This is a genomic window from Anabaena sp. PCC 7938, assembly GCF_049315035.1.
GTDB classification, from domain to species: domain Bacteria; phylum Cyanobacteriota; class Cyanobacteriia; order Cyanobacteriales; family Nostocaceae; genus Anabaena; species Anabaena cylindrica.
Genome location: NZ_CP186034.1, coordinates 3,458,966 through 3,473,032 on the forward strand (window position 1 = coordinate 3,458,966; position 14,067 = coordinate 3,473,032).

A 14,067-nucleotide genomic window follows, 5' to 3' on the forward strand; every position below is an offset into this window, starting at 1 on the left:
AGAAGGAAGAATATTTTTCTCTTCTGTTCCGTGTTCCCTGTTAAGAGTTCCCTGCTATATCAAATATTCTGTATCCTGAATCCTTACGTTTTAATAGCAAGATGCTGCTAAAAGCGTCAATTAGCAATACCTTCAGCACAGGCTTTCTAGCTAATCAGGTCATCTTAGCTAAATATCGGAGTCGATACAACATTCCTGTTATTGACTCCCATAGCTGCTATCCAGCGTCAGGCTTTAGCTATATAAATCTAAAACTTAGATATACCAAGAGTTTGAAGGTTAAAAAGGTGAATTAAGTGCAATGAATAAGCGTTGAAACTGTTCATTTACCTATCACTTGACCAGATTCAAGACTATTCTTCTCTTCTTCTAATTCTTCCTCCTGACTCCTGACTCCTAGCCCTAACCAAAAGACTTTTATGGCTTATGCTACGCTATCAGCAAGCCCTAAATATAGTTCAACGGAAACGCGCAGAAACATAATTACGACTACGATAATCACTGATATTACTGACAAGTTTCTTTGTCGGGGCAAATTCTAACAATTGTCCAACATGATTTTCGTTGTAGTGAAATAAAGCTGTGAAATCTGATAAACGAGCAATTTGTTGGATGTTATGAGAGACAAAAACAATAGTTAATTCAGAACGCAAACATTCGATGAGTTCATCAATTTTTATGGTAGACATCGGATCTAATCCAGCACACAGTTCATCTATGAGCAGAATTTGCGGCTTGACTGCTAAAGCACGGGCAATACACAATCTTTGTTGTTGTCCAAAAGATAATTCTAAAGCAGATTTATAGAGTTTATTTTTAACTTCTTCCCAGAGATTAGCAGATTTGAGCGCTAACTCAACAATCTCATCTAATTCTACTTTGGGATGCCATCCAATTACTTTCACCCCATAAGCAACATTATCGTAAATGCTCATGGGAAAAAGATTTGCTCTAGCATAGATAATACTAATTTGACGACGTAGCCGAGTTAAGTTGACACGACGACCATAAATATTTTGCCCAAAAAATTCTACTTTCCCTTCAACTCGTACTTCTCCTTCTAACTCACTCATGCGATTGAGAGATTTTAAAAAAGTAGATTTTCCACAGCCGCTAGGCCCCATAATGGCTATGATTTTATTTTGGGGAATATCCATGGACACATCTTCAATGATTTTTTGAGCATCATAATAACAGCTAAAGTTCTGAACGCTAAGGGCAGGAATTATTTTACTCATGCTTGATAAAATGCGTGAAACAACAATTGACTTAAAAATATAGTTAAGAATCAGTGCCACTGTTTCATTATCTTGCTGTACTAAGGGGATAATGAATAGATAATATGGATAAACAGCAAATATCTAGTTACTTAAGTGTTTGTAAAAGTCTCATGTTGTAATTTTAGCTGTTGTAAAATGCTAACTAGTAATATTTACTATAGTACTTTAGTCTGGGGACATGAAAAATCACACAATAAAGAATTGATAAAGATAACTAAAAATTCGTAAGGATTCAGAATACATAATGTTTGATATAGCAGGGAACAGAAGAGAAAAATATTCTTCTTCCTGACTCCTGACTCCTGACGAAAATTCTATAAGAAAGTTTAATGAACTTTGAGGATAATTATCAATGTGGTATGCGTCCAATATGTTAGTAATGCGAAATCTATAGACACTTTCCAGCAGGATAGAAAATTTGCTTATGTTATTGCGTTTGAGTTTTATTGTTACCAGTATTATTTTCTGGCATCTGTGCAGTTACGCAACACTAGCAGAAAGTAAGCAGCCAGAACAACTGGATAAGTTTCTTCCTGGGCCATTAGAGATTACCACACCTGATCCACTGATTCGAGGTTCTCTAGAAAAACAACCATTAACCCTGGAGGAACGGCAAAAATTGGAGACGGCTTTAGATGGGTTAAATCAAGAAGCTGCAACGGCACTGCAAGAGGGGGATAAGGTAACAGCGTTTGATATTTGGAACCGGGAATTAAGACTGCGACGCTTTTTAGGTTCATTAGCTGAGGTGCAAGCATTATCAAGGGTGGGTGCGATCGCTTGGCAAGAAAATGAGCGTCAGCAGATAAAGTATATTACAGAACGGTTGCAGGTCATTGAAAAACAGATGCTGACTCAGAAAAGCAATGATTTAGAATTATGGCGATCGCTTGGTGAAGCTTACCAAAATATTCGTGTACCCAAATTGGCGGTAGGAGCTTATCAGCAGATTTTAACACTAGTGCAATCGCAAAATAACACTACTGCTGAACTAGAAACCCTGAATACCATTGGGGAATTGCATTTAAGTTGGTTTAATTATCCCCAAGCTGCAACAACTTACCAAGAACTGTTAAAATTGGCAAATATGCAGGGTGATAGGCTCAATCAAATAGGGTATTTGCAACAATTAGTTTATATTTATCAGCAAGGTAAACAGCCTCAACAAGCTATTACTGCACTAAATCAATTAGCAGAAATTTACACTAGTGAAAATAAACTTACCCAAATTCCTGCCTTAAAAATAGCAATAGCTGAAAATTACCAATCTTTAACGCCGGAAAATCCCAATTTACTACAAGAAGCCTTTAACAAATATCAAGAAGCTTATGTTACTGCTTGGCAATTACAACAATACGTTACTGCTAGTAAAGCGTTGCAAAAATTAATCACGCTTTACCGTTCCCAAAACCAAATTGACGATGCTTTGCAAACTAGTCAAATTCTTGTAGAAACAGAAATACTGGCTACCAATTTTTATGGCTTGATGCAAGCTTACGATCAAATAGGACAATTGCATTTAGAAAAAAAAGAAGATGCCAAAGCATTAGCAGCTTTTCAAAAAGGGTTGGAAATAGCTCAACAACTCAAATATCAAGAAACATACTTTACACAAAAGATTGATACCTTATTAAAGAGTAATTCATAATTTAAGAAGATGTTGGGAAAATCATAAATATTACTCGAAATCTGCTCTCAGAACCTACAGGTAATGAGGGCTGAGTTTCAATGATTAATAGACTTTGTGTCATACCTCTAAAACATCCTATATTTTAATTACAGCAGTTTGTGTAGTTAGGAGGTACAACATCTAAATTCAAACCTATACACAAAGCCAGTTTTACTCCCGACTCCTGAATTCTGCTGTATATGGGTGCAACAATACCTTCGCCAAAATATCTGATAGCATGGCGTTAGCCATACGCAATAAGTAAATTAAAACACCAAAACTCAGTAAAATTACATAGTTTTGATGCCATTACAGAAACTTTGTTGGAGTTCTAATAAGAAATTCTTCATCGTATAACCTGACGAGCTAAAGTAAGTATGTAGACATAAATAAACCCAAAGGTTTCACAAAATGTCAAATACTCAAAACCCTTGTAATCAATGAGTATCACTGCTTTAGTCTCATGCTTGACTTAGCTTTAATCTCTTCGCAATCACATAGTTATAAATTTTGCCATTTACCTAGTTATGAATGTAAAACGTGTTGGTCAATTAAGTTGAATAAGTGTATACAAATATTTAATTTTATAAAGAAAAAAATGCATTTATTTTATAAGCTTAAATTTACTCCTTCTCAAATAGTAAGTGTGTCGGTATTGCTGACATTACTATTGTTTATTCCTCAAGTCTTACTCAACTGGCAAGCATTTTATAACTTTAACAGTATGACAAAACAGGAATTTAACCTCCAAAGACTAAGTGATGAAATTACTTATTTTGATGAAGTATTAACCATGTCAGCCCGGATGAATGCTGCTACAGGTAATAATATTTGGGAAAAACGATATCGCCAATTTGAACCTAAACTTGATTTTGCGATTAAAGAAGCTATTAAACTAGCGCCTGAAGCATATAAAGATCAGAATGCTCAAAAAATTGATATTGCTAATCAGAAGTTAGTTGCAATGGAATATCAATCTTTTGATTTAGTTAATAAAAATCAAAAACAGGATGCACAGCAACTATTATCCAGTCGCAAATATGAAATTCAGAAACAGATTTATGCTGATGGTATTGCTAAGAGAAATCAGAATATATCACTGGGATTACAACTAAAAGTTGCCCAGTATCGCCAAAGAATGATTTGGGCTATTTTCGGCTCAATTATAAGTTTAATAGTACTTGTCCCAGTATGGTTTTTAGTATTACGTTTATTACAAGAATACGTAAAAGCTAAAAAAATTACTCAAGCTACTTTAGAAGAAACTAATTATATTTTAGAAAAGCAAGTTGCAGCCAGAACAGAAAATTTAAAACAGAAAAATATTCAATTACAACAGACACTACAAGAACTTCAGGAAACACAAGTACAACTGATTCAAACTGAAAAAATGTCTTCGCTAGGTCAGTTAGTAGCTGGTGTTGCTCATGAGATTAATAATCCTGTTAATTTTATTTATGGTAACTTAATACACGTTAGAGAATACACCCAAAAATTATTAACTTTGATTAACCGATACCAGCAAGAATATTCTAATTACAATCCAGAAATAAATAATTTGATTGAAGAAATAGAGTTAGATTTTCTTATTGATGATTTGCCCAAAATAATATCCTCAATGGAAGTTGGTACTGAACGTATCCGTGAGATTGTCTTAAGTTTAAGGAATTTTTCGCGTCTTGATGAAGCAGAAATGAAACCAGTTAATATTCATGAAGGAATTGATAGTACGCTGTTAATTTTGCAAGATCTTTTTAAAGGTCAGCAGAAACAGCAAGAAATTGTAATTATTAAAAACTATGGAAATTTGCCTCTTATTGAATGTTATGCTGGAGGATTAAATCAGGTATTTATGAATATTCTTATTAACGCTATTGATGCTTTACGCCAACAGGAAATAGATGCTTATAAAGATATTAAACAACACTCCAGTTCAATTATTATCCATACTCAAGTCAAAAATGAAGATAACGTAATGATTAGTATTAAAGATAATGGCACAGGAATAAGAGAAAAAGTTAAAAGTAAATTGTTTGAACCGTTCTTTACTACTAAACCTGTAGGTAAAGGTACTGGGTTAGGATTATCTATTAGTTACCAGATTATAGTAGATAAGCATAAGGGAAAGATCGAGTATGTTTCTGAACCTGGAAAGGGAACAGAATTTTTGATTGAGATTCCTATTCGGCAGATAAAGCTAGTAAATACATAACAGATATCGTGCTACATTTTTATGCGCTCTAATTACTTCCACTTTTACAATTTCTCCATTCACCAATTCATAAATTCCATCATCAGGGCGCTATTCAAGAAATTCTATAAAGTTCAATTTTTTTAATGCAATGCTAGTCAGCTTTCACACCCGCCCCGAAATGAATTTCAGGGCTAATAGCCAAAGTGAACTAAAGTTTACTAAGAGATTGGCGGTTGATTTAGTTATCTAAAGATAACTTTTGCTATGAGACTGGGAATGAATTCCGGCATTGCTGAACTAAAGTATGAAATTGAAAAATCCATAATTTCAAACTCTTACTCTCTGTGACTCTGCGCCTCTGCGTGAAACAAAATCATACTCTTAATCAGCAACGCGCTAAATCTATTTTGGCATCTTTGGTAATTTTCAAAGATGTTGATCTTGTTTGTAACTATCAACGGCAGCACGGAGATTACCTTGATGTGTGAATAGCAGTTGTTCACCGGCAACTTTATCTAAACCAGTCCACTGCATTAACAAAGCTAGTTTAACTTTTGTACCACTGCGTTCTAGTAAAAAACCGGCAGCTTCTCGACTTAAACCGGTGAGGTCTTGTAAAATTCTTAAAGCGCGATCGCGTAATTTTTGATTTGTAACTGCAACATCCACCATCCGATTGCCATACACTTTACCCAATTTCACCATCACCCCGGTAGAAAGCATATTTAAAGCCAGTTTAGTCGCAGTCCCAGCTTTCAAACGAGTTGAACCAGCTAAGATTTCTGGGCCTGTTAACAAGCGAATATCAATATCAGCATCAAAATAAACTTGTTCAGCAGGAACACAGGCAATAAAAACAGTCATAGCCCCCCGTTGTCGGGCAGCTTTTAAAGCACCTTGAACATAGGGAGTCGTTCCCCCAGCGGTGATACCGACGACTACATCGAGTTGAGTAATTTGACGTTGTGCGATCGCACTTTCACCATCTTCAGCCAGGTCTTCTAAACCCTCAGAACTACGCAACAACGCCCCCGCACCACCAGCAATAATGCCCTGTACCAACTCTGGAGGTGTGCAGAACGTTGGAGGACATTCAGCCGCATCCAACACCCCTAATCGTCCACTAGTACCCGCTCCAATGTAAAATAAACATCCACCCTGATACAAACGCTCTGCCGTCCGTTCAATCGCCTCTGCTAACTCAACTTTAGCCGCAGCAACTGCTTCTACAGCTTTTTGGTCTTCGTTATTAAATAATTCCACCAATTCCAGAGAATTGAGTTGGTCTAAATTCAGACTATTGGGATTTACCTGTTCTGTTAGAAGATGCCCGCGTTCCTGCAAGTTTGTCATTTTTTGTATGTCAGTTGTAATTGGTCATTGGGAATAGGCAAAAAAAGATAAGTTGTCTTCCCTATTCCCTGTTCTCTATTCCCTGTTCGCCATGATTAATTACAATAACCCTTCGAGTTTGCGACGAATCCTCTCTAGCTCAGAATCAGGTATTTCCTGTTCTGTTTCAGCTACTGCACCCGGAGGAAAGGAATCATCAGTATCCTGTGTTTCGTCTTCGAGTTGCCAATCAGTTTCTTCCACATTTAATTCTGGGGGCATGATTAAATCCCCGTTTTCTGGCACAACTTCCCAGTCAAACCCAGCACCTTCACAGAACTCCTTAATATCCTCAGCATCCATAACTTCAATTGTCGGTGTGGGGAAATCTTGAGCTTCTAACATTAAAGCAAAACGCGTGGCATCATCTTCAGACTCGAACATCATGATTTTGTTACGATTACCAACCCGAATCGAGTGAATCCCTTCATTATCAGTGCCAGCGTTAAAAATTAGTACAAAAACACGCATCGTCCATCCTTTGAGTTAAGTTCTAATATATTTCTATTAAATCAGTGAACAGGTTATAGATTATAGGTTATAAGTAACTGGGGACACTGATGACAAATCGCTGTAATCTCAAATTGAGATAATTACTTATAATAAACCTAGTCTATTTGCAATACCTTTTCCAAATCGAAAAAAGTCTTGATTCGTAGGTTGGGCAGAGAGACTTTCACATAGTGTGCCGGAGGCATAACCCAACAAATTCGTCGGGTTGCGCTGTCGCTTAACCCAACCCACAAAAAATCGACAAGGTATTGATTTGACAATACCTTAGCCAATTACCCATTACCAGCCTAAACAGATATGATAAGTATTTTAACGAATATGAGATGAGTGGCATATTTATCAGGACTAAGAGGATGTTTGAAAACTTTTTCGTGTGGTATCTCACACTTGTAGATCCCCCTAAATCCCCCTTAAAAAGGGCGACTTTGAGAAATTTAGCCCCCCTTTTTAAGCTACGGTGTACACACAAGTCTTGAAATCATACCTAACGCTTGGTTTTGCCACTCTAAATCCCAATTTTATTAGAGAGATGGAGGTTTGAGTTTCGCAAAATATCAGGCATTTCAGGGGCTAAAAAACCTGAAATCTATGAGGCAACCACTTGTGTGTACACGGTAGCCTTTTTAAGGGGGGTTGGGGGGATCTCAATCAATTCTGATAATTTTCAAGCATCTTCTAAAGCCGAGTTTCAAACTCAATATCTCTTGTAGAGTGTGTCAAACCTATAAATTGGTTATTATTCAGACATCTGAAGCATCCTACAAAGCAAGCTAGTTGCACAAGTCCTGATTTAAATATTGTGCTACTTATGAATAGGATTGTGCCAACTACATCCGGCAGTTAAAGACTCAAAACCAATGTCTAACTCTTCTAATCAAGATTTTCATACCCTAAGCAAGAGCCGTAAGCGTTTATGGCTGATGATATTGAGTCGTGGTGGCATTGCGGTAGGAGCATTTTTGCTACTCTTAATTGTCGGCGGTGTTTGGCGGTTGCGGGATTTTATCCAAAAAGAGTTAGCACCATTGGCCGAGGAGAGTCTTACCACCACTCTCAACCGTCCAGTCAGATTGGGACAAGTAAAAGAATTTTCCCTAACAGGAATACGGTTTGACGCTTCAGCTATCCCTGCAACACCCACAGATTCAGATCAGGCAACGATAGAAGCAGTAGATGTGGGTTTTGATCCCTGGCAGTTGGTTGTTAACCGCAATTTGAAACTAGATGTTACCTTAATTAACCCAGAGGTTTACATTCAACAGGATAGCCAAGAACGCTGGATTACCACTACCATAGCCCCCCCAGGTAAAGAGGGGTTGATTAAAACTGATTTAGATAAACTGCGGTTTCGCAATGCCAAGTTAGTTTTAGTAGGACAGGAGAGAGTCGGAAACAGGCGCAGCAGGAGGAATAGGAGGCAGGGAGCAGGGAGCAGGGGGCAGGGAGCAGGGAGTAGGGAGCAGGGGAGAAATATCAATTTACCAACAGTCTCTAGTTCTCAATCGCCTCAATCTCCACCCAATCCCCAATCCCCAAGACGCAAGCGCCGTCCCCCCGTTCCTGTGGTATTTTCAGGGTTAAATGGAACTGCCCAACTTGTAGAGAATAACAAACTGATTAAGTTTGATTTAGCAGGAAAGGCAGAGAGTGGGGGAAATATTTACCTTCAGGGAGATATCCGCGCCCAAGCAACTTTAGAAGGTAAATTAAAGCTCAAAGCGCAAGATTTACTGGCCGCAGATATTACTCGTTTAATTAATTTACCACTGGGTTTACAAGCAGGTCGGGTAAACGGTGATTTACAAATTCAGTTGATACCAGAGCAAGAAACTTTGTTATATGGAAGTGCTTCTGTACAAGGGGTAACGCTGGCAATACCAAACATCCCGCAATTATTGAGTAATAGTCAGGGAAATCTCAAGTTTCAAGGATTGGCCATAGAGCTAGATAATGTAGTTAGCAACTATGGCAAAATTCCCGTCATGGCTACAGGTGTGATTGATAGGGAAAAAGGCTTTAAGTTGGTAGGGCGTGTCAATGCGGTGAGTGTATCTAATGCCCTAGAAACTCTTGATGTTAAGTCACCTTTACCTGTGAGTGGGATAGTTAAGGCAGATTTACAGATATTGGGGGATATATCCGAGCCGGTGCTTTCTGGTACTGTTACCAATATTAAAACTGCCCAAATTGATAAAGTTGATTTTAAGAAGATTAGTAGTAAATTTGAGCTTTCTACTCGTGATTCGCTCATTACTCTTAAGGATATTCAAGGGGAAACCACTTTAGGGGGTGATATTACGGGTGGGGGAACAATTCAACTGGGTACGGCACCACAACTAAATATTAATTTTACTGCGAAGAATGTACCTGGGGATGCGATCGCTAAACTTTATGATCTCAAAACAAATTTATCCATAGGCACTGTCTCCGCTACAGCTAACCTCAGCGGTGCTACAAATAATGTCCAAACTCTAGTTAAATGGCAAGCGCCCCAAGCTACCTATGCCGCTACTGGTGAAACTATTATCAACCCTGACCGCACTGTTTCTTTCCGTGATGTCGCTGTCAATATTAACGGTAACGTCGTCCGTGGTTATGGTAATTATAATAGTCAAAGTTGGCAAGCTGTAGCTGAAGCCTCTGGTGTAAAATTAGCGCCATTTCTCAACAAAGAACAATTAGAAAATATCTCTCTAGGAAACGCAGAATTTAACGGACGTTTACTGATATCGGGAACTTCAGCGCCGTTTAAATTGACTAATATTCGTCCAGAAGGCGCAGGTGTTGACATTGCTGGGGGAAGAATTGCTATTTCTCGTCTGCAACTACAAGACCAAAACTTCATTGCCGAATTAATAGCTCAAAATGTGCGTTTAGGGCAAATATTAAAACAATCTCCTCCAGTTTTAAATAACCCCTTGACAGCTAAATTTACCATTGCAGGTAATACCGAAAATTTCAATCTCAAAACCATTGGTGGTGTTGGTGAAGGTAGCTTGGCTGTTGGTAATGGCACAATTACCGCTAAAAATATTCAAGTTAGTAATGGTCGCTATAAGGCACAAGTTCAAGCTCAAAATGTACCTTTGCAGAAATTAGCCGCAGTTCCACCAGAATTACAAGGTACTTTAGCCGGTCAGTTGAATGTTGCCGGATCTGTTGAATCTTTCCAACCTCAAACTATTCAAGCTGTTGGTCAAGGACAATTAAATCTGGCTGGGGGAAAAGTTACAGCTAAAAATATTCAAGTAACTAATGGTAATTATCAAGCTTTAGTAGCTGGTTCTGGTGTGCAATTAAATCGCCTCAATAAACAATTACAAGGTCAACTGGCTGGTGAATTACAAGTTACTGGTATTTTGGGATCTGCTAAATTAGCTGATGTACGTGCTGCCGGCTCGATGCAGTTTAGTAAAGGTATTGGGGCGATTAATTCACCTCTCAACGCAGCTTTTGCTTGGAATGGTCAACAACTGACTATCCCCCAAGCGAGAACACCGAATTTAAATGCCAGTGGTTATATTTTAGCCAATGGCAAAGAACCAGGCATACCAGAAATTACCCAGTTAAATCTGAATGTGCAAGCGCAGAATTTCGACTTGCAACAGTTACCCTTTAAATTGCCTAATGCTGTAGATGTGTCTGGAAAATTAGATTTTAAGGGACAAATAACCGGGAAACTTAACTCACCAAATGTAGTCGGTGCGCTGGGTTTGAGAAATTTAAAAGTCCAAGAATTTGCCTTTGAGCCGCTGTTAACTGGTAACATCAATATGGTGCAGGGAGGCGGTTTAAGTTTAGATATTGCAGGTCAACGGGATAGACTAGCCGCTAAATTAAACGCCAATAATCAACCTAATGCCTTTTTGGTGCAATGGCAACAAGCATCAGCCACAGGTCAAGTTAAAGATGATAATTGGCAGGTTAAAGTTAATAATTTCCCCTTAAAAGCCTTAAATTTAACTTTACCTAATAATACTTTTTTGGGTAACAGTGCATTAGCTGGCTTGTTAACTGGAGACTTGCAAGTTAATCAAAAAACATATGCTGCTAGAGGAAATATAGCGATCGCACAACCGCAAATTGGTAGAATCAAAGGCGATGCCTTCAGCACTCAGTTTAGCTACAACAATGACACAGCCAGCCTCACAAGTAGCAAATTTACCAAAGGCCAAAGCAGTTATATCTTTGATGCTGCCGTTAAACAAACCACCAAAGGCCCCCAACTACAAGCGAAAATTAACATCAACCAAGGCAATATTCAAGATATCCTCACAGTCGCACAGGTCTTTGAACTCCAAGACCTCCAACGAGGTTTAGCCGCACCAACCTACGGCACATCTGCGGATTTACAAACCAACCCCCAAGGATTATCCAATCAGCCTTTATTCAATCAAATTCAGCGTCTATCAGAAATTAATGCACTTGTAGCAGCACAAGAACAACAACGCCTAGATTCCAACCCCATACCCGATTTAACAGACTTTAAAGGTATTTTTGACGGAGAAATTGCGATCAATACCGCCACAGCCAACGGACTCGCAGTAGACTTTAACTTACGAGGCGAAAACTTCACTTGGGGTAGAGAAACCGAACCAAATCGTTTTTATAGTGCCGAAAAAGTAATTGCTGAAGGTAATTTTGAAAAAGGTGTTTTGCGCTTACAACCCTTACGCATAATCATCTCTCAACAAAGGCTGATTGCTTTCACAGGAAATATAGGTGGTGAAGAACAATCTGGTCAATTGCGAGTCAGAAATTTTCCCATTCAGGTATTAAATAACTTTGTTAGGCTACCAGTAGGAATAACAGGAAACCTCAATGCAACAGCAGCTTTAGCCGGTAGCATCGCCAACCCTCAAGCTAGAGGAGAATTAAACGTTTCCGAAGGAACTCTGAATCAGAAACAAGTTGAATCAGCTACCGCAAGTTTCAGTTATGCTAATGGTCGTTTAAACTTTGGCAGTCTGGTATCAGCAGCCGGGCCAGAACCCGTCAATATTAGTGGTAGTATTCCCTATAAATTACCATTTGCATCAGTAGAACCAGACAACAATCAAATTAATTTAGATATTAAAGTCAAAGATGAAGGTTTGGCACTATTAAACTTGTTTACTGACCAAATCGCTTTTGAGAACGGTGAAGGAGAAATAGACCTCTCCATCCGCGGAACAAGGCAACAGCCATTAGTTAAAGGCATCGCTGCTCTTAATAATGCCAGTTTTGTTGCTCAAGCATTACCAGGTAAACTAACAAATGTTTCGGGAAAAGCAGAATTTGATTTTGACAAAGTATTAGTACAAAACCTGCAAGGTCAGTTTAGCAAAGGTAAGGTAGAAGCTGCCGGAGAAATTCCTATTTTCAACAGTCAAGATATCAAAATAGATAATCCCCTCACCGTTAACCTAGATAAATTAGCATTAAATCTCAAGGGATTATATCAAGGTGGTGCTAGTGGCAATTTACAAATTACTGGCTCTGTTTTACAACCAGCCATTGGCGGTAATATAGAATTATTTGATGGTCAAGTTTTATTAGCTGAATCTAAGACCGCTACCACATCCAACAGCCTGGCTAATTCATCAAATCCCACAGGTAATAATCAGATCAAAACAGATGCTGATAGTGGAATCACCAGATTAAATGATTTAGAAATTAAACTTGGTAAAAATATTCAAATTGCTAGTCCACCTCTTTTCAACTTCCAAGCCTCTGGTGACTTAAATGTTAGTGGCTTCTTAAATGACCCCATACCTGAAGGAACTATCAGATTAAACAAAGGTGGTGTAAATTTGTTTACCACCCAATTTAACTTAACTCGTGGCTACAAACATACCGCAACTTTTAGAAAATCTCAACCCCGTGACCCTGACTTAGATATTAAGCTCTTGGCCAAGATATTAGATGGAATTCAAACCAATGACCTCAGTAGACAAACTGCTTCCGGTTTAGCAGCTTTAGAAACTGTCCGAGTCGAAGCCAATGTCAAAGGTCCCGCTAGTCAATTGAATGATAGTTTGGAATTGAAAAGCAGTCCCTCTCGTTCAGAAACAGAAATCGTCGCTCTGTTAGGAGGTGGATTTGTAGATACCCAAGGACGCGGTGACAGTACATTGGGTTTAATTAATATCGCTGGTTCGGCTCTTTTTGGTAACTTTCAAAATACATTTAACCAGATTGGTAGTGCCTTTGGGTTAAGCGAACTGCGATTATTTCCGACAATCATTTCTGACAGACCCGAAGCAGGTAAAAGTAGCTCTTCTTTAGAATTAGCATTAGAAGCCGGCGTTGATATTTCTACGAGAATTTCTGTTTCAAGTATCAAAATTTTAACAGCCACTGACCCCTTCCAGTGGGGTATTAATTATCGGATTAATGATGAGTTTCGTGTTCGTGCTTCTACCAATCTCACTGATGATAGTCGCGCAGTTATTGAGTTTGAGAGAAGATTTTAAAATAATTCGTAATTCGTAATTCGTAATTCGTAATTCGTAATTCGTAATTAAAGACAATTGACTGCTTATATCTGCTGTATTATTTCTTGTCAGCGCAACCTTCTAAAACTTTATTGCCCAAAATAAAAACAGCAGAATATGGATAATTTATATCTGACATACCATCACTACAGCTACTCACTTTTTTCAGAATTAATATATTGTTTTCCCTACCTCTAAGCCTGTAAACTCTAACTATATCCGTTGGTCTTCCTTCAGCTTTTAATGGTTTGGTATAGGGGAAAGTTTGCTGTTTCGTATCTGGAGAAGCATAGATAATTCCGCGTTTACTGACAGTCACACTCCAAAATGGTTCTGTACCTCTAGCAATAAATTCTTCAATTTTAGATGATTGAGCAATACTCGGATCAGATACTAAGAAATTAGCACCAATTCCCAATATAGTAATGGCAGAAGTTAAGAATTTCATGATTAGTAATTTCCATCCTACAAACTAAGTTTTTCCAAAAATCAAATAGGATTTCTATATTATAGCTGCAAAAATCAAAGACATTTATAGCATTT

General features: G+C 38.1%; 7 protein-coding genes. 3 read left to right on the forward strand and 4 right to left on the reverse strand.

Annotated elements, in window-relative coordinates; translation table 11 throughout:
• Positions 1 to 458: 458 nt before the first annotated feature.
• Entirely contained in the window at positions 459 to 1,238 is a 780-nt protein-coding gene (locus ACOWPH_RS15960; protein WP_015216361.1) for a phosphate ABC transporter ATP-binding protein, read from the reverse strand.
• 466 nt (positions 1,239 to 1,704) lie between these two features.
• On the opposite strand from ACOWPH_RS15960, the gene ACOWPH_RS15965 reads away from it, so the two are divergent.
• Positions 1,705 to 2,928, forward strand: coding sequence for a tetratricopeptide repeat protein (locus ACOWPH_RS15965; protein ID WP_015216362.1), 1,224 nt, complete (start codon positions 1,705 to 1,707; stop codon positions 2,926 to 2,928).
• A 619-nt stretch (positions 2,929 to 3,547) separates the two neighbouring features.
• Positions 3,548 to 5,161: a sensor histidine kinase gene (locus ACOWPH_RS15970; RefSeq protein WP_015216363.1), complete on the forward strand. Its 1,614-nt coding sequence runs from the start codon at positions 3,548 to 3,550 to the stop codon at positions 5,159 to 5,161.
• A gap of 408 nt (positions 5,162 to 5,569) precedes the next feature.
• On the opposite strand, the gene murQ is transcribed toward ACOWPH_RS15970, so the two are convergent.
• Both murQ and ACOWPH_RS15980 read right to left on the reverse strand, forming a co-directional pair.
• Positions 5,570 to 6,496, reverse strand: a complete 927-nt coding sequence (gene murQ, locus ACOWPH_RS15975) for an N-acetylmuramic acid 6-phosphate etherase (RefSeq protein WP_015216364.1) — start codon at positions 6,494 to 6,496, stop codon at positions 5,570 to 5,572.
• Positions 6,497 to 6,595: 99 nt separating this feature from the next.
• The gene (locus ACOWPH_RS15980) at positions 6,596 to 7,006 is read right to left on the reverse strand and encodes a DUF3110 domain-containing protein (RefSeq protein ID WP_015216365.1); all 411 of its coding nucleotides are present in this window, start codon (positions 7,004 to 7,006) and stop codon (positions 6,596 to 6,598) included.
• An 899-nt stretch (positions 7,007 to 7,905) separates the two neighbouring features.
• Between ACOWPH_RS15980 and ACOWPH_RS15985 the strand changes: the two genes are divergently transcribed.
• On the forward strand, positions 7,906 to 13,503 hold the full coding sequence (locus tag ACOWPH_RS15985; RefSeq protein WP_015216366.1) for a translocation/assembly module TamB domain-containing protein: 5,598 nt from the start codon (positions 7,906 to 7,908) through the stop codon (positions 13,501 to 13,503).
• 79 nt (positions 13,504 to 13,582) lie between these two features.
• On the opposite strand, the gene ACOWPH_RS15990 is transcribed toward ACOWPH_RS15985, so the two are convergent.
• Complete coding sequence (locus ACOWPH_RS15990) at positions 13,583 to 13,972, reverse strand: COG3650 family protein (protein WP_015216367.1); 390 nt, start codon at positions 13,970 to 13,972, stop codon at positions 13,583 to 13,585.
• Between the last annotated feature and the right edge of the window lie 95 nt (positions 13,973 to 14,067).